Consider the following 19,412-nt stretch of genomic DNA (forward strand, 5'->3'; position numbering starts at 1 on the left):
TTAAAACAATCCAAAACCACGCCAAAAAAGACACAACAAGAAATACGAATCATCGAAGGCGCAAACCACACAAGAATCTGGGTCGGAGAAAAATACACAACCCTCGCACGTCACACAGAAATCCCGAATAACGATGCAAAAAGCATTTACAAGCAGCTAGGAATCAACTAACCATGAACACTTTTCACGTCACCGCAACGCTCAATGAAAACTGGTGGAGTCTCCGTGTAAAAGAAGAACCTGGCATCATCACACAAGCACGACGCCTCGACGAAATCCCGGATGTAATCAAAGATGCACTCACACTCTTTCCTGAACTCACCGACGACCCACAGAATGCGGTAATACATGTCGATTATCTAATGAGGATTTAGCTTTTGCTGCAGAGGCACGCAAGCTCAATGAAAAAGCTCACGAACTTTCTGTGCAAGCATCTGCCGCTATGCACAGTGCGGCTCAGGATTTATCAAAGCAGGGTTTTACCTTGCGGGATATTGGCGCCTTGCTTGGGGTGTCTCATCAGCGCGCACAGAAACTCATTAAAAATGCATAGCTGTTAGTTCCGTGTGAGTTGTTTATACCTAATCTGTGTTCCTATAAGCGCTTGCGATAATTATGCCTTGACCTATAATTGTTGCTGCATCAATTAAATGCGTGAAGAGATAACTTGAGAAAGGCAGAGCAATGTCATTGACCGTGAGTGAAGCCATTGCAAAACGTCGGGCGACGCGCAAATATACTGACCAGGTAATCACAGATGAAGTTCTCGATAAGGTGGTTCACCTTACGCTAGAGGCACCTACTGCATTTAACGCACAACGTGCGGATTTGGTGGTTATTCGTGATCAAAAGGTAAAGGACGGCATTTTTGCTGCCTCTGGTCAGAAGCAATTGCGCGATGCTCCTGTGGTTTTGGTGACTGTCGCTCATACCGATGTGCCTAATGACCTTGTTGAACTGCTAGGCGAAGAACGAGCAGCCTATGTCAATTCTTATTATGAAAAGCTCGACGCAGCTGCTTTGCGGGAAACTGCCATGAAAGACGCAATGATTCTTGCTTCTTTTGCGCTTATTGCTGCCAGCTCTGAAGGATTGGCTACCTCACCTACTACTGGTTGGGATGAGGCAAAGGTGCTTGACGCGCTTGGTTTGGGTGGGCGTACTGATCGTGGCGTTGGCATGGTCATTGCGATGGGCTATCCTGCTGAAACGCCGGAACACCCTGGTCGTGCCGCTAATCGACGCATTGACGATTCTTACTAAGAATCCTTTACTTTTGCGTTGCGCATTCGTCCTGCGATGCCGAGTGGATCGTTGATGAGGCGGTCGAGCGCTACTGCTCGTGCCGCTGCGCGAGCATTATCTAAATGCGTGGGGATAACGCGCAATTCCACCTCTTTTTTATAAGAGTGCTTAATGCTATGCCCAACTTTGCGGGCATCGGTTTGTTGTGCAAAAGCGGAACCAGCTAACACGATGGTGTCTGGTTTTGTTTCTTTAGCCAGTGCGACGGCTATCGCCCCAAGAGCGACGCGAGAATCTGTTTTTGCAACGTCAAGGCGATACACCCCGTCGGTGGTAAGGATTGCTGCACCATTAGAATCATCGACATAGAACAAGAGCACTTTGTCTTTCTTTTCTGGCGACTGTAATTGTTGCTCTGCGCCAGCAATGGCGGTGATAACGCTGGTGATTGTAATAGGAATAGCAAATTGATTATGCAGGTAATTGCTGATATCTACTCGATCCCACCCCAAATTAGGTGCAGTTACTAACCCATCAGCATTGACTGTTCCAGATGTGGCAATGCCCAGATTAGCCAGTGGTAAGCCAATGCCTTCAATAATCCCATGAATATGGGGCGTTAAGTGTGTAATAAACTCTTTGGGATGAATCTGCGCAACAGTAATATCGACAAACTTTTCGCGCAGCACCTGACCACGGATATTATAGGCGCCAATATATGTGGAATGCGTACCCACAGCTATACCGATTTGTACCCAAGGCGAAGTATTCAATTGGATGGGAATGGTGGGTCGCCCTGGGCCTGCAATTGTCGATAGGTCATGACGTTCTTTGATCAGTTGTGCGTCGATAAGCGCCTTGATGGCACGAGTGACAGTCGGTTGGGACTTTTGTGAAAGTTTAACGATTGTTTGTCTGGTGACGGGCTGCTGCAGGCGGGTGATATGCATACAGACCGCTGCGGGGGTTTGCGGTCGCGCGAAAGCGGGCGTACTTGCGACGGTAAACTTGTTACGCATAAAAACAGAATAAGTCAAATAGACTGGATAGTCTAAATTGTGGTCAATTTTTGCCCCAAAAAGGAAGGAAGAAACCCTAAGTTATAGACAGATTTGTCTTAGGTGGGCGTCGGTAAGCATGAAAAGATAAGCGCTGACCGTGGGGTGGTTATTAAGCCCCAAAGTGGCTAAACTAGCCAACTATGACTTCTCGACGACAGTCCCCCAGAACCCCATCCCTGCTCGACGCTTCTTGCGATTCCTACATTCACGATCTTGCGCAATTATCGCCAACTCAAGCAACTGCCTGGGGAATCGAAGGGTACGAAGACAAACTTCAAGATTTTTCCCCGCAATACTGGGAAAATATCGCTGACCGCACTCGCGAGATGATCGCAGACGTCGATGCCCTCGACGACTGCACCGACGAAAGCGACGACGAAGACGACTTTGACGACGTAGATATTGTCACCGCACAGGTACTACATGATCGCCTTTGCCTCGAACTATCCTTGCACCACAACGGGGAATACCTCCAGCTGCTCAATAATATCGCCTCCCCAGTGCAAGAAATCCGCGATACTTTCATGCTCATGCCGCAGGACACACCAGAACAACAAGAGGCAATAGCAGCACGACTTAGCCACGTTGATAAAGCATTGGCGGGATACCGCGAGTCTTTGGCTTTGGCGGCCTCCCAAGGAAAAGTCGCCCCACAACGCCAAGTAGATGCAGTCATGCGCCAATGCAAAGAACTAGCCGATTCTGATTCCATGCTGGAAAACCTTGGTTTGGCTGCTGATCATAGCGCAGTGTTGGCAGCCAAAGAGGCATTTGGCACTATGGCTGAGTGGCTTGCAGAGAATCTTGCTCCCCAAGCTCCTAGCGACGATGCAGTAGGTCGAGAGCGCTACCAGCGATTTAGCCACCAATTTGTCGGCGAAATTGTCGATCTCGACGAGGCCTACACCTGGGGATTGGCGCAATTAGAGGAAATAATTGCGCAACAGCAAAAAATTGCTACTCAACTCTATGGCGCAGGTACCAGCGTGCGCGAAGCAATGAAAAAGCTCAATAATGAGCCGCGCTATACCATTCACGGTACGGACAAGCTCCAAGAGTGGATGCAAAAAACTGCCGACGACACCATTGCGGCATTAGACGGCGTACATTTTGATATTGCACAACCAATCCGCACAATTCAGGCACGCATTGACCCCGCAGGCACCGGTGGTATTTTCTATACTCCACCGAGCAATGATTTTTCACGCCCAGGTCAAATGTGGTGGTCGGTTCCTGCTGGTCAAGAGGTTTTTCACACGTGGCAGGAATTAACCACTGTGTACCACGAGTCGGTTCCTGGACATCATTTACAATGTGGTGCAGCGATTGTCGAACGCGATAACCTCAACTTATGGCGACGCATTGGTTGCTGGAACTCAGGTCATGGCGAAGGTTGGGCGTTATATGCCGAAGCGCTCATGGAAGAATTGGGCTACCACGATGACCCAGGCACTCGCATGGGCTTATTAGATGCTCAACGATTGCGAGCAGCGCGCGTGGTGCTTGACATTGGGATTCATTTAGGCAAGAAAAACCCTGAGGGTACTGATGTGTGGGATGCCACTTATGCCAAGCATTTCTTGCGCGAAAACTCTGCTATGGATGACGCAAATCTTGCCTTTGAGCTGGATAGATACCTAGGCTGGCCGGGTCAGGCACCATCCTATGCGCTAGGGCAGCGCCTGTGGCAGCAGCTGCGCGACGACGCTCTGGCCCAAGGTCAAGACCTCAAAGGTTTCCACTCGCGCGCTTTGGCATTGGGCTCAATTCCGATGTCTATTTTGCGAGCTCAGCTCTTGGACTAAGCGGATTAAGCCGCAAAACTAAGCAGAATGAGAGCCAGTAGGGGCAGAGTTCCTTGTTTGATTGCTGCTGAACGCTTATCAGGTGCAGTAGCAAAAAGTAACAGAGCAGCAGCAAACATGGAACCGGTGCCAGCACCAATGAGGGCTATTGCTGCTGGTCGCGTTATGGTCCACAAAACTAAGCCGACGATTGTGACAATAGCAAGCATGAGGTTATAAAACCCTTGATTGAATGCCATTTCTTTGGTTGCATGTGCTTGTTGTTCGCTCATGCCAAATACTGCTCGTCCTTTACCTAACCACGCAAAAGACTCTAAATAGAAAATAAAGATATGGAGGATTGCTGCAAGGGCAGCAGTGATGAATAGTGCGATAGTCATGGTATTCTCTCCTTGTATTTTTTAATTGCGTACAATATGATTGCATATATGGCTCAAGAAATGCAACTAGATAAGCACATCTGTTTCCAGCTCTACACAGGCTCTCGCCTCATGCAAAGAATGTATCGCCCATACTTGGAAGAATGGGGCATTACCTATGTGCAATACCTGGTGCTGGTGTGCCTTTGGGAACAAGATGGGCAAAGCATAGGGGAGCTTTCCACACCATTAGACCTTGACTCTGGTACCTTGTCACCGCTGCTCAAACGCATGGAAACAGCAGGGCTGGTAACCAGAGAACATAATCCTAAGGATTATCGCAAAGTGCATTTCTTTTTAACGTCGAAAAGCACAGCAATGGAAGCCGAAGCAAAACAGATGTATGCACAAGTAGCAGCGTCATTAGGATTGGATGATGCTGATCTACACGCCCTACACGCCATCATGGCGAAAATTAATCCGAGCGCCGACGCAATATAAGCCGTATCAGCGTAGGCAAATAACCAGCCAGTAACAGCACACATATAACACGAATAATCTGGAAGGCAATCACCACAGAACCTGCATTGCCTTCACTGGATAATGCCAGCACAGTCTCTAGTGCACCAGGACTAGTAGCCAGATACGCCTCAAAATAACTCACATCAAGCCAGCTAGTTAATGGTAGAGCAGTGGCAGCGCAACCACAGATAAGAACCGCAATAAAAATCAAGGTTGCCGGGAGTTGTGCGGCAAAAAGTTTGAGTGCTGCTACAGATAATCCACCACCGCACATCCAACCAATTGCCATGAAGGCAACATATTGCACCAGGTATGGTGGGGTAAAGTCAATGGATAATGCCTTGCCGATAATGACAGTACATACCATAGGTCCAAGAACAGTCGGCGCTGGTAGGTGCAATAGTCGCCCGAAACGATCCCCGAAAAAGGCGATTAGCGCCATGATGAGCAACACCCACCACGCTTGGAGTGGAGGGTGCACTGCATGAGAGCTGGCACCTTGGGGGGACAATACATGGGTGATAAGCGGCAAGGAAATAGAGATAATCAGCAATCGCAAGTATTGGCTCAAAGCCACATAGCGATAATCTGCCCCTAACTCTTTAGCCAGCATGGGCATCATGGACGCACCTCCGGCGAGCATGGACAAAATAGCAGTTTCAGAGCTAATTGCGCGCTGCGCCCTAGAGAGCAATAATCCGCCAATCACCCCAATACCAAGGGTGATAGCGGTGGTAAACAGTGCAGGCAAAATATAGGGGGTCAGCTCAACTAATGGGGTGCCAACTAGGGGAACACCAGCCAAAATACCAATGAATCCTCGCACAAACACAAAAAACTGCTTATTCATGGTCAATTCTTGACCAGTGGATAACGCAAGTGCTCCAGAGGCAAGAATGCCCGCCAAAATCCAACCCGCAGGAATATGGAGTCGCTGAAATAACAGCCCGAACACTATCGACGCAGCAACGACAATCAGCCATCTCAACCATATGCGCTTATCTTTTGCTGCCATAGCCACTTCCTCCACTCATCGCGTATCTATCTCGTGTGCAATTTTATTAAAAACAAAGTACAGCGAAAACCAAACAAGCTCTCGACGATACCCAAGCAGGTCTATGATAACTCTCATGGATATTGCGCAATGGATTGTTCTTATCATTGGGGCAACTGCTGCTGGATGGGTGGATGCAGTGATTGGTGGGGGAGGATTAGTCCTCATTCCGCTTATCCTCAGCGTGGTACCTGGATTTTCTTATGCCACCGCAGCAGCAACGAATAAAATGGCTGCGGTAAGTGGAACCGCCTCAGCCACATGGGCATTGGCGCGCAAAGTACCATTGGATAAGCGGTTTGCGTGCCAACTCGTACCTCTTGCATTGTTGTGTTCTGCTGGTGGTGCGTTAGTGGCAGCACAGATCAATAAGGACATCATGCGTCCCGTAGTGATTGTGTTATTGCTTTTCTCGGGAACCTTTGTGGCACTGCGCCCGCAATTTGGGCAGCAGCGGCAGGATAATCAGGAAAAACACTCGACGCTGCGTCGAGTAGCTATTTTGGGTGTGGTAGCACTTATTGCTATGTACGACGGTGTCTTTGGGCCAGGTACCGGAATGTTTTTGATTATGAGCTTTAGTGCCATCATTGCCAAAGACTTCATGCAATCAGCAGTCCTGGCCAAAATTGTCAATACGAGTACCAACCTGGGTGCACTTGCGGTATTTATTGCAGGTGGGTATGTGATGTGGAAACTAGGGGTGGTATTGGCGTTGGCGAATATCGCCGGAGCACAATTGGGGGCACGGACGGTGCTTGGTGGGGGTACAAAACTTTTACGACGTGCGCTGCTGGTGTTGGTCGTAGTGATGAGTGCGTATCTTGCCTGGCAGCAATACGTGGCAATGCGCTAGAACTATCCTCTACGCGCAATGAGATTGCATAGTGCGGACAAGATAAGTGCTGCTCCGACGAAAGCTAAGAGTGCAGGGGAGAAAATTTCTGCGTCCTCTTGTTGACTCATGCCATACCAAAGGCCACCGAGGCTAAGAATCGTGCCGACGAACAGGGAGACAAATTGTCCTCGACTATGCAGCAACGATAATGGGAGAGTAAAGAGAGCAGCAAGAACAGAGACTACTGCTATCGGAATACCAAGCGCGCCTACGCTTCCTAGCGAAAAAACTAAGCCAACGACGATGAGGATACCGCCGAGGAGAGCCAGGGACAGTTCCGGCCAAGGTACTCGCATTTTTCGATCACTCATCTTTTTCTCCTCATAATTGCAGGTCTATAAACAGGTCATAAAAGAGCCTATATGACTATATAAAAAGCCACTGCACGCATGAGGGCATACAGTGGCTTAATGGTTCTGCGCGGTTATCGCAGGATTTTACTTCTTAGAGTTCTTCTCAACGTCGTCGGTGAACTCTACGCGCTCCTTGCGAACTTCCTCAGAGTAACGTGCAGTGTCCTGAACCTGAGTCTTTTCAAGAGAGATCTTCTCTACAGGAACAGTTTCTTTCTGAACAGTAACACGCTCTTCGTGAAGGATAACAGAAGCCTCGTCCTCACCGATCTTGCCGTTGTAGTTAGCAGCATCCTCAGCAGAGATTGGCTCGCGCTTAACCTGAACCTCTTCACGAGTAACAGGAACTTCACCAGTCTCAGTCTCAGTAACAACGTACTTGCGGATACGAGCCTCACCGGACTGTACGCGATCCTTGTTCACAGTAAGCTGCTCTTCAGAACGAACAATACTGTCATCACCGGTGGTTGCAGCGGTACGCTCAGTAGCTGCAGCAGTCTCGGTGTTTGCAGTCTGACCAGCGAAAGTTGCCTGCTCAGTGGTGTGAGTAGTGGTGGTGTTCTCAGCAGAGTAAGACTCAACATCTTCGATAGACTCTAGACCGTAGTGAGCGTAGAGTTCTTTCTGCTCTTGTGGGTTAAGGCCCTTCTCGGAGTCAAGAGATGGAGCATCCTTGATGCGATCCTTGCTGAAAGCTAGGTGAAGCTCGTCGCCATTAAGACGGTGACCACGTAGTGGAACAAGGCTGCTGCTCAAACCGAATAGACCGTGGTTAACCTCAACGAAAGTTGGCTGACCGGTCTTGTCGTCAACGAAAATTTCCTTTACGCCACCGAGCTTGTCGCCAGCTTTGTCGTAAGCGGTTGCGTCGAATAGTGCTTTAACGCTCTTCTTAGTCATGATAAGTTGATTCCTTCCTGAATCTTTTTGTTCTAACTTTGTTCTGTCTCATTCTCTACAGTCATTGCCACTTGCATAGTGTGCACGTTGCATAGTGTGCACGACCTTTATGAGACGATAATTCAACCTTGCGCACTCACTCGGAACCTGTAACTTGTTCTGCTCAAGTGCACTACAACCGAGTGTATGGGCAGCTCACGGGCATTGCTAACTGTAGAATGACAGAAATAGGTTAATTATATAAGTTCGTAACCATGTGGTTTTGCTACCAAAAATATGCCCATTTTAGGTGTCTCATCAGTAGCTTGTCTGGATACGCGCATGGCGGAAATTTCGCAGAAATATGTGCGATATAACGGTTATGTAACTATATGATTGACCTAGTTTTTGGGAGTCTTTTTAGGCTCTCGACGGTCATTTTTGGCCACATGACTAACCCAAAAAAGAAACCACATAAGAAACAGGAGTGAGCAAATGTCAAAGAAGGTAGCAGTTGTCACAGGTGGATCCTCAGGAATTGGTGAGGCCGCAGCCCGAGCCTTAGCCAAAGACGGTTGGTTGGTCATTGTCGCAGCAAGAAGGCTAGAAAGACTAGAGAAAATAGCCAAAGAAATACAGGGTGTGGCACTAGAACTCGATGTAACCGACCAGAACAGCGTCGACAAGTTTGCCGCAAAAGTAAAAGAGTACGGGCACTGCCAACTCCTAGTGAATAATGCAGGCGGCGCCAAAGGTCTTGACCCAATTGCACAAGGCAATCTCGAAGAATGGACCTGGATGTACGAAACCAATGTACTTGGCACAGTTCGAGTCACAAAAGCCCTCCTTGACCTGCTAGAAGCCGATAACGGGCAGATCATCAACATTAGCTCTGTCGCCGGTTTTAATGCTTACGCAGGTGGCGCCGGCTACAACGCGGCAAAATTCGGGGTAAGCGCGGTCAACAAAGTCATGCGCATTGAATTTGCCGACAAAAACCTACGCGTGTGCGAAATTGATCCCGGACGAGTAAAAACCGATTTCTCGCTAGTACGTTTCCGCGGCGACGCGCACAAAGCAGCACAAGTCTATGCCGACAAGCTCAACCTCACCGCAGCAGATATCGCCGAAGCAATCAGATGGGTGGCAAGCCTACCAGAACACATGAACATAGATCGCATGGTCATTACCCCACAAGATCAAGTGATTTAGTTAGAATAAATGCCCATGAGCTTAGCTTCTCTTGGTGCATTATTCATGATCTGGATCGCCGCCATCGCGTTACCCGGTCCAGATCTGCTCCAAATAATACGAGTAGGTACCAAAGATCGCCTCTCCGGTATTTATTGCGCAGCAGGAATCATGATCGGCAATACCGTGTGGATCATTGCCTCACTACTGGGAATGGCTGCCCTCATCGAAACCCAACCCATTATCCTGCACCTTATCCAACTTTTCGGTGGCGCATATATCGCCTGGATGGGTTTTGGCTCAATCAAAGCCGGATGGGCAGCACGCAATAAAACACACAGTGCCGATCAAGAGCTAATCGACGCAGCCGACAGTGCCAACTCAGCTGCCAACCCAGCTCAAAGTGCGTCGCTTAGCATGGCGCAAGCACTACGACTAGGCATTGTGACCAATCTATCCAACCCCAAAGCAATTGTGTTCTTTGCCAGCATCTTCGCACAATTCATCCAGCCAGGCATGAACATTGGTTGGACAATTGGCATCGCGCTCTTTCTCATTGTGGTCGGTTGCATATGGTTTATCGGCTTTGCCATAGCCGTTCGCGCCTTCGCACGACGTATCATTGCCAGCGGTAGTTTCATTGACATTGCCGCTGGCATCATCTTCCTCCTCATCGGACTCTACATGGTGTACGAGGGAACAAGCGCAATCATGAAACTCATTGCTTAGCAATAACTAAGAGAATGAGAGGCATATGTATCCACAGAAAAGGTTGCCCAAGCAGCACAAACCGCAAGGGCGGCGTCGAGTAGCCAAAATTGCAGAACTGAGCCTGGTAGCACTAGGAATATGCGCAGGAATAAACCCAGCAGGAGCCATTCCTGCCGACTCACCTCAACCAGTCATTCCTGCCTCTGCCGGCCCACAAGAATGCGTGCCATATCTTGGTGACCTCCTCAAAGGAAATGGACAATTCCCACTAGGAATTGTGCCACCAGACTACGGCACCCAAGGCTACGAACAACTCCCCCTCGCCAATAACCCAGCCCTACCAGCGCGCATTGACCTCCGCGATAACACCCAAGGCTTCAACGACCAACTAGAAGTAGCATTGCGCAACGGCGAACTATTCGTGCGCTACCGCGACCAACAACAGTGGCGCCAACTGCCCACACCAGAGTGCTTGCGCGGAAAAATTGTCAGCATATCGCTTAACGACGACGCACTCGTGGCACTCGACGCAGATGGTTGGATCTACACCCTTTCTAATTTACAATCCAGCCCACAACGCTGGGGCTGGATCAGAGCCTGGGGTGGGCCAGTATGGCTTGGCAAAGGACTCCAATCACCAACCACCAAGCCTGGACGCTGGTCCTTTAGTCTCATCGGCACGCACACAGACCGAGTGTATGACACCCCAGACGGCAAACAACAACCAGTATCTTTGGCTAAAGTAACCCAGCTAGTAGCACTCAGCGACGACGGCTCCCGTATCTACTCCCTCGACCCCTGGCTAGCACGGGATTATTCCTATGAAGTCGGCACCCCATTGAACTCGAGATTCCAAGCAGAAGCCATTTCTGCCTCCGGATCCATGATGTTTATCACCAACAAATACGGCGATATGTATACCAGACTCTCCGACTTCGACATCAACGGCTCCGATCCAGCACAATTCCGCTATGGTTGGGGTCAAGACAACCGACCCGCAGCACAAGATGCACTACAACATCGACTCGACGAACAAAGTGCACCAATCGGCCTGCCCGCCGACGACTGGCATCACCAACCCAAAATCCCCGGTAAAATCACCAATCGCATCTCCATTCACTCCACAGCACCAGGCTCCAACAACAGAGAACTACGCGTGGAAGGCATGGATGCACAAGGCCACACCGGTTTTTGGCACAAAGATCTTCGCGCCCAGCAGTGGGAGTTCACCCAAACAAATATGCCGCTGGTAGGTGCGCAATTAGAGAATTCGCCACAGGATCGGAGCTTAGAAACCCTAGCAGCTGCGTCGCCATTTAATTATCAGGGAGAATTAGCTCCTGGCGTGAACATGAAAGTTACCGAGTTTGCCTATGCCTCACCACAACGTGATGTTGCAGTGACTATTCAAGGTAAGACATATCGTTTCACGCTCCATACCGTCGACGGCAGACTAGGCACTGCACTGTCTATGCGTATGCTGCCAATGGAATCAGAGTTTGGCTCTCGCCCAAGTGGTTTAGTTGAGGCGATTCCACGCGACTACATGGCAGCACTCGAAGTACCAGAGGAGACTCGCCAACAAGCAGCACAGGATCCAGCCTTAGCGACATTCCTGAACAGCTATCTCAAAGGCGAGCAATTCCACCAAATATATTTGCGGGTGACTCCCTCACGAATGCAAGTATGGAACTCGCCAGTAAAAGATATGGCAGTGCCAGTATTAAGCGATGTAGCCAACCTCGACTCGCTATAAAATTGCGTATAACACATAGGCAGCAATTACACTAAAGATATGCGCACACCTCAGGACGTTTATATCCGTGATGAAACGATAAAACTTGGTCAATTCATTAAGTTAGCCAATCTCGTCGACACGGGTGGTGCAGCAAAAGAAGCGATTGCTGCCGGTGAGGTAACTGTCAATGGGCACACAGATACCAGGCGCGGAAAAACATTGCGTGATGGCGATGTGATTTGCGTTGGGTCATTGTGTGCTCGGGTTGTGGCACAAAACGAAGACCTCGAAGATTATTTCGATGAAGCCACAGCCGACGACGACTTTGACCCTGAACAGTGGAGGAATCTCTAATGCCTGCCTTCCAAGCTGAAGTGGGAATGCCTTATTGGCTCGATCTCACCAGCAGTGATAGTGCACAGTCTGTGCAGTTCTACAGTGAATTATTTGGTTGGGAAATCTCAGAATATTCCCCTGGCTATCATGTGGCACGGATCCAAGGATTGCCGGTGGCAGGAATTGTGCAGCGCGACAAAAACAGTGCACAACCAGACACATGGATTACTTATTTCCTCAGCGGCGATATTGATACACAGTGCCAGCAGATTGCACAATTGGGCGGTCGAGTCCTGGCACCAGCTGCCGAGGTGCGGCTCGGGCGTATGGCCATTGTGGTTGATAATGCCGGTGCTGCCTTTGGGCTTATCGAACCAGGCGGCGAAGATTCTTTCATTGCCGCAGGCGAACCTGGCACACCAGTATGGCATGAACTCAGTTGCGTGAACGACTACGCTCAAGCAACCCAATTCTATGCCGACCTCTTTGAGTGGCTCATGTCTGAACAACGCAATGAATACGGCAGCTACACCACAGCGCTTGTCGACGGCGCAGCCTTCGCCGGTATTCTCGACGCACACCAACTCTTTGCTGCTCATGTGCCCAATTTCTGGCAATCATACTTGGGCGTAGCAGATGTCGATGCTGCTGTGGTTCGTGTCCCAGAACTCGGTGGCGACATTATCCGCGAACCTTGGGATAGTGCTTTTGGTCGAATGGCCATTATTGCCGACGCCACGGGAGCCACACTGACTATATGCGAGGTTGCCGAACCAGTGGCAGAGGGCAGAGAATCAGACCCTCTTCAAGACATAGACCTCAGCAACTACCCAGAGTTTGGTTAAAAAACTCAGCAACATCGCGTACTCGTTGGCGTGCTACCTCAGGCGTAGAAATACGATGATGTGACACATAGGTTTTTACTACAACATTCTCAGCCTGTTGCACCAGTGGATAGCTACCAGCAATCTCATCGTAAGTGGCAAGCTGGAAGAGAGTACGCGGCCATGTGCTTGTCTTGGTGCACTCATGCGTGCCGCGCAACTGTTTAGGCAACATATCCAAGTCAAGGTGTGGGAAAGTTAGCGCCTGGGCGTCGAAAAGCTCGGCGCATAGGCTTGCTAACGCCCCACCTGAGGAATAACCCCACACCCCTAACCGTATGTGAGGATACTGTGCCCTGACCCAAGAGACAGCAGTATGCACATGGGCAATCACCTGATCGACATTATGCTCAGGCAACAGCGGATAATCCAGGTCAAGGCACGGGATACCAGATAATTCCGCTACTGCAGCAACCTCAGGGCGCCATGCATTTTCTAAGGCAACCCCAGATCCTTTCCACCAACCACCAGGATGTAGCGTAATAATCCAGCGTTGGGTATTAGTCGATTCAGCCGACGGCATAAAAAGTTGTGCATTAAGCTCAGGTATGGCCTTGAGCTGCACCTTGTCGGCAAAAGCCACACCGGGCATGGCGTGATCTAAGGCAGAACCAAGCATGAGCATACTTGCGTGAGTGAGCCGGTCAGGTAAGCGCGCATCATAAGAATCAGCCAGTGCTGGGTCGGAAGGTTGAGCAGGCGGACTTACCCAAGGGGGATTCTTCTCCGGCTGCTCATAATGCGCATGAATATAAGAACTCAGTTGCTCTAATTGCTGCTCTTGGCTTAATTGGCGATCTATCCCACCAACCTGAAACTCGTGGTTGTGTTGCTGGGCAGACGTGTTTTCCTCACTCACTATGGCTCCTACCAGGGGTTTGGGTTTACCAAATGCTTACGCGCTTATCCTCATCAATCCACATGGGGGAATCGGGTTGGACGTCGAATGCTTCATAGAGTTCGGCGATATTACCGGCAATAACATTGCAACGGAACTCGGCAGGAGAATGCGGATCAATAAGCAAATAGTTACTTGCCACCTCTGGGCGGGTCTTAGAACGCCATACCCTTGCCCACGACAAGAATAGCCGCTGCAATCCATTAAAGGTTTGACCCGATAACTCTGGTTCGGCTCCCTCAACCTCAAAGGGTAATTGTGGTGAAGAAGCGAAGTCGAGCCCTTGGTCGGCAAGGTAATTGCGATACGCAATGACTGCCACACCTAAACCACCGAGGTCACCGATATTCTCACCCAAGGTGAACTCGCCATTGACACCAGCGGATTCGGCACCAGTGCTTGCAATGGCGTGTGGGACAAGACCCGTGAACTGCTCTACTAACTGAGAGGTTAACGCGCTAAAGGCCTCTCGATCTTCTGGAGTCCACCAGGAGTGGAGATTACCTTGCCCATCATACTGTGAGCCTTGATCATCAAAACCATGCCCAATTTCATGTCCGATGACAGCACCAATTGCGCCAAAGTTTTCCGCAGCATCAGCGTCAGGAGAATAAAATGGTGGACGCAAAATAGCTGCTGGGAATGTGATGTCATTGACCGTTGGATTGTAAAACGCATTGACTGTTTGTGGTGTGGAATGCCACCGATCCCGGTCAATAGGAGCACCAATGGTACTGAGCTGATACTCATGCTCAAAAGCAGCACCAGCACGTACATTGGCTACCAGATCCTTACCCAGTGGGGAGAAGTCGAGTGCGGAATAATCCCGCCAGCTATCTGTATAACCAATTTTCGCCCGGAACTGCGCAAGTTTTTCTAAAGCACGCTCGCGAGTAGCTGGGCTCATCCACTGCAAGGCACTAATGCGCTCATGATAAGCCTTAATGAGATAATCAACTAATTCCAACATATCTGTTTTGGAGGAAGGCGGGAAATGGCGTTGCACAAAATGCTGCCCAATTTCTTCCCCGACAAGTCCTTCAGCTGTTGCCACTGCGCGTTTCCATCGAGCCCGCTGTTCGGTAGCGCCAGAGAGAACAGTGCCATAAAACTCAAAATCCTTTGCTGAGATTTCCTCGCTTAAGTACGCGGCGCGAGAGAGCAAAATATGCCACAGTGTCCAGAGTCGGAAATCTTCCAGGCTATGCGCACTTTCTTCAGAAAAGAGACTGATGAGATGATCTAAATAATCTGGCATTCGTACATTAAGTCGATGCTCAGGTAGTCCCATAGCCCGCAAATACGTTTGGATAAGATCAGGTAAGTCGGCAAACTCAGTGGGATTATTGGTCTTGATCGCGTCACGACTTGCCACCACATCCCAATGCCCAGCAGCAATACTCTTTTCCACTGAAACAATACGTGCTGCTGCTTCTGTAGGCGAAACTCCTAAAATATCTGGTGCTAAGAAACCAAGCATGGCGACCACATGCTTTTCATAGGCAGCAAGAATCTCTGCTTGTGCTTGTTCTCGGTAGTAGGCTTCATTAGGCAATCCCAGTCCCGACTGGAATACATAAGCAACAGCGTCTTCGCTGGCAGAGTCCTTAGCCACCCAAAAGTTCAACAGACCACTGACTCCGGTTGCGTCCAGCTTGCCCAAGGAACTCAGAAAAGCAGCTGCCGACTCAGTGGAAATACTGCGGATATCTTCGTCGATAGCACCTGTACCGGCACTATTTACCCCATCAGTATCCATGAAGGATTGGTAGAGCACCCCAGCAAGTGAGTCTTTTTCCTCCTGCACAATGGCGTGTACATCTTCTTCTGCTTGGTCACGCAGGGCAAGAAAGACACCATCGGCGCCACGATCGGCGGGAATCTCGTGGTTATCTATCCAAGGACCATTGACAAGACGGTAGAGATCATGAAGTTTCATGTGCCCTACTTTAATAAAAAATACGCGCCAAGGACGCAGATCTGCGCATTTTTGCTTTTCGACGCCCAGCCAATACAAAAGCGAGCCGGAAACAATGGTGTTCTGCGGCTCGCTCTATAGCACTGGATGAGGCTAGTTATTCTCAGTATTAGTGCTCATGGTGCTTGGTTTCCATAGCCCTGAGCGGGTGATAACCTGGGTGTCAATTTTTGCTAATTGTGGAGCTTGACCTAGGGAATTAGGACGTTGCTTGAGCACTTCAATAGAACCCCAGTCGCGCAGCCAATCATCTTTAGCGTAGCTTGGCATGAGATAGCTATAGTTCACTGCTTCTGCAGTACCCATGATGCCACCGCCATAATAGTCCTGGAAGTAAGTAACATCACTTTCTACATCATAATCAGGCAAAATGCGGTACTCAGGGATTTCTGCCACACCGGCATAGTGCCCGAAAGGACGCTGGCATGGGAATTGGAATGCAGTAGACCAGTCAATGAGTGTTGGCGCAGTGCCAACAACATTGTTGAGCGTATCGAGTGTAGGAACTCGCGGTGGGGTAAAGGCTAACCATTGTTTTGGATCCAAGCTGGAATCAATGGCGTGGAGACGAATCACATTGGCGTCGGCAGGCAAATCCGCTAACGGCAAGCGTAGATTACGCCAAATAGAAGTGTGTGCCAGTGGGTCTAACATGGTTGTTTCGCCAAGTTCAGTAACAGAACCATCAGGATTGCTCTTACCGTATTGCACAACCAATGATTGCCCATTTTGTAGCACACCATTGATATCAGTTGATTGGATACGGCCAGCCACACTGACCACTACCAAAGGTGCTTGTTCTTTCGCTTGCGGCAGCGAGTACCAATTGGTAAATGCTTCTGAATATGTTTGAGAATCTAGTGAGAAAGAACCAGTGACTGGCACTCTGCTTGGATCTAAGTCAAAGGGCAAAATAGCGAAGGAACCATTGACACCACTGCCGTCGAGTGGAGTCTCTTCACTGGTTTCAGTTTCCTCAGTGTTTTCTGATGCTAGAACTGGCTTAGCGAGACTTTCTACAGTAGCAGTTGGGGAATCCTCCTCTACCTGGGTAGGGATATTATTTGGCCCAAAGCCACGGTTTTCCTCGTTCTCTAGCGACGCACCTAGTTCACTACCATCTAGCACTGGAAGGAAAGAATCGTTGCTATTAGTCTCTACCAGGATATTATCTGCCATTGCACAAGTTTGACCTTTGAGGGTACGCAGATTACCTAACCCAACGGAATACGCTGGGTATTGTGCTGCAAAGCCCTTTGCAAAACTAGCGCAGGAGAACAATACAGAAATAATGCACGCGACAGCGATGGGTGCCGAGGCTATGCCAGCAAACCTAGCTGCCTTAAAGCGATTGCGTGCTTCTTCTTTGGCTACTGCCGCAGCACCACCTTCTTCTTGAACAATGGTGGTGTGTAGATCTTTACTATATGATTGCAACGCGCCGATGAAAATGACAATCACTGAGATGACTAGCATAACGGTACCGGCCTCAATGTGATTGACCTGGATGGTCTTGTCGAACCACGGGATACCGTAGCTGGAAACATACCACCAGCCATTAGTAGCAGATAGTGCAAATGCGAAAACGAGCAGGATAATACCAGTGATTAAGGTGCGAGTGCGTTTTGCTTGCAACGCAAATTGAGACAATGCCACTGCTGCTAATCCACCAATTACACCACCAAAACCGGCGAAAATACCAAAGTGGTGTGTCCACTTGGTTGGGGTGAAAATGAGGAAGAAGAAAGTAAAGAGCAGCACGAGAATAAGACGAATAACCGATCCGTGGTTAGTGCCCGGTATTTTGCGGTTGCGCAGCACTGAAACAATAACTAGGACGAGCGACACCATCAAGAACAAGAACGCGAAACGACGAGCAAAAGAACCGTCAACAGTTGTTTGCATCAATGTGGTGTAGCGGAAGTATTCTTGGTACCAGCTCAGGGATGGACCTTTTTCGCTTCGCACTCGTATAGATTCCAAAACAGACATCAAGGTTTGATCGGAAAATACTGCCACTAGCACTGAGAATCCTGCAGCGAAAAATGGGGCGAGCAGCGCTAGCCATGCGCCACCACGTGCAACTTTTGTTTCAGTTCTGGTAAGGCTGCTGGTGCGTCGGTAGATAATTCCCAAAACCCCAGACAAGCAGGCAAGCAAAGCCGCTACCGCCATAAGGCCAGTAGGGCCACACGCGAGTGTGAAAGCAGCGGTAGCAGTACCAAGTGCAGCTGGTAATAAGCGATCGGTGGCAATTGCTCGCTCAAAGAGTACCCATGTGGATAGGGCGCCAAAGGCAATAATTGGTTCTGGACGCAGACCGTTGTCATAAGCCATATAGAACGCGAGGAACATGAAAGCCGCAGTCCACTGTGCGACGCGGCGTCCGCTAATTTTTTCACCCAATGTTGGCAAAATCATGCGGGAGATAAGGAACCACATTCCCAGAGCAGCTATGAAGGCGGGTAGGCGCAACCAAGTCGATGCCGTATTGAACTGTGACATCAAGGCAATGAGGTCATAGTAAGGAGCGCCGAAAGGTGATTCTGGGGCACCAAACCAACGATAATAATTTGCCATATACCCGGAGCTATGCGACGCCTTTGCCATCGTAATGATGAACCCATCGTCGGAAGTATTAGCGCCAAAGAAGTACCAGAAGGTCAAAAGGGCACCAACGATAGCGTCAAGGAATGTGGGACGCCAACTTTTGGCGGTCAAGGAATGAATGCGACCACGCCCATCATGGCGATCAATTCGGAATAAGGTAATCAACGAAATGATGGTGAGAACAACGCCCAATGCCATTGCGCTGAATTTGAGCAAGGAAGGGCTGGAGGTAAAACGAGAGTTGATCTCTACATTGACAGAGAGCCCATTGGCAATTAAGGCTTGAGCAGCATCGGGGCGCGTGTCATCTAGCTCAGTATAAATACCAGTGATTTGTGGGCGGCTGTCTTCTTCAATAGTCGCTGCGTATTCTTTGCCTTTTTCGTCGAAAGCGCCTGGGATGGCGACAGTCGTTTCTTTTTCGCCGGAATGAATGACGAGTTTGGCGTCGGCAGGCAATTGTTGTACTTGCTGTGCAGAAAGGTTAATGATGACCTTTTCTCGCACAATAACATCAATTCCGCCTTCTGCAGAACGTATGAAAAGACCACGCGACGTTGCTTTTTTGCTATCCAGAGGCAGTGTGCCTAGAACTAGCTGCTGATTCTCACGAAGATCTCCAATCGCGGAGATTGGCACCGTGACATCCATTTTTTCTGGTGCATAACTCTCCAGCGGCGCATTGATACTGCTTAATGAGGAGTTCTGCGGCCAGGATAGTGAAGACTGAACCTGGTTCACTGGTAAAAATGGGGTGAGGATGAAAAGCAGCATCCCCAATAAGCCAGTGACAAGGCTAGTGAGCACTAATTGCTTAGGTACAAACTGTGTTTTTTTTTACCGGATAAAGACACAAAAAATAAGTGTAGCTTATCTCTTACGTTTCTTCT

Annotated in this window: 19 protein-coding genes; 11 read left to right on the plus strand and 8 right to left on the minus strand. The window is 49.4% G+C overall.

Features of this window, described 5'->3' with window-relative positions; all coding sequences use genetic code 11:
• The first annotated feature begins 173 nt into the window (after positions 1-173).
• The 3 genes from FQV43_RS10165 to FQV43_RS00295 all read left to right on the plus strand — a co-directional run bounded on the left by FQV43_RS10165 (position 174) and on the right by FQV43_RS00295 (position 1,263).
• A complete protein-coding gene (locus FQV43_RS10165) occupies positions 174-374 on the plus strand; it encodes a hypothetical protein (protein ID WP_246846927.1) in 201 nt (66 codons plus the stop codon).
• A 50-nt stretch (positions 375-424) separates the two neighbouring features.
• Positions 425-553, plus strand: a complete 129-nt coding sequence (locus FQV43_RS10230; protein ID WP_256371489.1) for a hypothetical protein — start codon at positions 425-427, stop codon at positions 551-553.
• 131 nt (positions 554-684) lie between these two features.
• Positions 685-1,263, plus strand: coding sequence for a nitroreductase family protein (locus FQV43_RS00295; RefSeq protein WP_146338060.1), 579 nt, complete (start codon positions 685-687; stop codon positions 1,261-1,263).
• Here FQV43_RS00295 and FQV43_RS00300 read toward each other — a convergent pair.
• Positions 1,260-2,264: an ROK family protein gene (locus tag FQV43_RS00300; RefSeq protein ID WP_146338062.1), complete on the minus strand. Its 1,005-nt coding sequence runs from the start codon at positions 2,262-2,264 to the stop codon at positions 1,260-1,262. The two genes, FQV43_RS00295 and FQV43_RS00300, sit on opposite strands and share 4 nt — an antisense overlap.
• 182 nt (positions 2,265-2,446) lie before the next feature.
• Here FQV43_RS00300 and FQV43_RS00305 point away from each other — a divergent pair, with 182 nt between their 5' ends.
• A complete protein-coding gene (locus FQV43_RS00305) occupies positions 2,447-4,111 on the plus strand; it encodes a DUF885 domain-containing protein (RefSeq protein ID WP_146338064.1) in 1,665 nt (554 codons plus the stop codon).
• Positions 4,112-4,116: 5 nt separating this feature from the next.
• On the opposite strand, the gene FQV43_RS00310 is transcribed toward FQV43_RS00305, so the two are convergent.
• Positions 4,117-4,491, minus strand: a complete 375-nt coding sequence (locus tag FQV43_RS00310; protein ID WP_146338067.1) for a DUF1304 domain-containing protein — start codon at positions 4,489-4,491, stop codon at positions 4,117-4,119.
• Between the two features lie 48 nt (positions 4,492-4,539).
• Here FQV43_RS00310 and FQV43_RS00315 point away from each other — a divergent pair, with 48 nt between their 5' ends.
• Positions 4,540-4,971, plus strand: coding sequence for a MarR family winged helix-turn-helix transcriptional regulator (locus FQV43_RS00315; protein WP_144273600.1), 432 nt, complete (start codon positions 4,540-4,542; stop codon positions 4,969-4,971).
• Here the strand turns inward: FQV43_RS00315 and FQV43_RS00320 are convergent.
• Positions 4,946-6,007 carry an AbrB family transcriptional regulator gene (locus FQV43_RS00320; protein ID WP_144273601.1) on the minus strand — a complete coding sequence of 354 codons (1,062 nt, stop codon included), beginning with the start codon at positions 6,005-6,007 and terminating at the stop codon, positions 4,946-4,948. The genes FQV43_RS00315 and FQV43_RS00320 overlap by 26 nt on opposite strands.
• Before the next feature lie 103 nt (positions 6,008-6,110).
• Here FQV43_RS00320 and FQV43_RS00325 point away from each other — a divergent pair, with 103 nt between their 5' ends.
• On the plus strand, positions 6,111-6,902 hold the full coding sequence (locus tag FQV43_RS00325) for a TSUP family transporter (protein ID WP_371710901.1): 792 nt from the start codon (positions 6,111-6,113) through the stop codon (positions 6,900-6,902).
• A gap of 2 nt (positions 6,903-6,904) precedes the next feature.
• On the opposite strand, the gene FQV43_RS00330 is transcribed toward FQV43_RS00325, so the two are convergent.
• The gene (locus FQV43_RS00330) at positions 6,905-7,255 is read right to left on the minus strand and encodes a DUF2583 domain-containing protein (RefSeq protein WP_144273602.1); all 351 of its coding nucleotides are present in this window, start codon (positions 7,253-7,255) and stop codon (positions 6,905-6,907) included.
• A gap of 126 nt (positions 7,256-7,381) precedes the next feature.
• A complete protein-coding gene (locus FQV43_RS00335; RefSeq protein WP_146338071.1) occupies positions 7,382-8,197 on the minus strand; it encodes a PRC and DUF2382 domain-containing protein in 816 nt (271 codons plus the stop codon).
• A 474-nt stretch (positions 8,198-8,671) separates the two neighbouring features.
• Between FQV43_RS00335 and FQV43_RS00340 the strand changes: the two genes are divergently transcribed.
• From FQV43_RS00340 to FQV43_RS00360, 5 genes are read left to right on the plus strand one after another with little or no spacing between them, the layout of a single operon-like run.
• Positions 8,672-9,388, plus strand: a complete 717-nt coding sequence (locus FQV43_RS00340) for an SDR family oxidoreductase (protein ID WP_144273604.1) — start codon at positions 8,672-8,674, stop codon at positions 9,386-9,388.
• A 15-nt stretch (positions 9,389-9,403) separates the two neighbouring features.
• The gene (locus FQV43_RS00345; protein WP_146338073.1) at positions 9,404-10,096 is read left to right on the plus strand and encodes a LysE family translocator; all 693 of its coding nucleotides are present in this window, start codon (positions 9,404-9,406) and stop codon (positions 10,094-10,096) included.
• Positions 10,097-10,121: 25 nt separating this feature from the next.
• The gene (locus FQV43_RS00350) at positions 10,122-11,834 is read left to right on the plus strand and encodes a hypothetical protein (protein WP_210415247.1); all 1,713 of its coding nucleotides are present in this window, start codon (positions 10,122-10,124) and stop codon (positions 11,832-11,834) included.
• A 39-nt stretch (positions 11,835-11,873) separates the two neighbouring features.
• Complete coding sequence (locus FQV43_RS00355; RefSeq protein ID WP_146338075.1) at positions 11,874-12,170, plus strand: RNA-binding S4 domain-containing protein; 297 nt, start codon at positions 11,874-11,876, stop codon at positions 12,168-12,170.
• Entirely contained in the window at positions 12,170-12,997 is an 828-nt protein-coding gene (locus FQV43_RS00360) for a VOC family protein (protein WP_146338077.1), read from the plus strand. The genes FQV43_RS00355 and FQV43_RS00360 overlap by 1 nt, the downstream gene beginning before the upstream one ends.
• Here FQV43_RS00360 and FQV43_RS00365 read toward each other — a convergent pair.
• The 3 genes from FQV43_RS00365 to FQV43_RS00375 form a co-directional block, all read right to left on the minus strand.
• Positions 12,972-13,898 carry an alpha/beta hydrolase gene (locus FQV43_RS00365; RefSeq protein ID WP_210415256.1) on the minus strand — a complete coding sequence of 309 codons (927 nt, stop codon included), beginning with the start codon at positions 13,896-13,898 and terminating at the stop codon, positions 12,972-12,974. The two genes, FQV43_RS00360 and FQV43_RS00365, sit on opposite strands and share 26 nt — an antisense overlap.
• Positions 13,899-13,920: 22 nt before the next feature.
• Positions 13,921-15,873, minus strand: a complete 1,953-nt coding sequence (locus FQV43_RS00370) for a M13 family metallopeptidase (protein ID WP_146338081.1) — start codon at positions 15,871-15,873, stop codon at positions 13,921-13,923.
• Positions 15,874-16,005: 132 nt separating this feature from the next.
• Positions 16,006-19,296, minus strand: coding sequence for an arabinosyltransferase domain-containing protein (locus FQV43_RS00375; protein ID WP_146340310.1), 3,291 nt, complete (start codon positions 19,294-19,296; stop codon positions 16,006-16,008).
• Positions 19,297-19,412 lie beyond the last annotated feature (116 nt).

It is taken from the genome of Corynebacterium sp. sy039 (genome assembly GCF_007904105.1).
In the GTDB taxonomy this organism is placed as follows: domain Bacteria; phylum Actinomycetota; class Actinomycetes; order Mycobacteriales; family Mycobacteriaceae; genus Corynebacterium.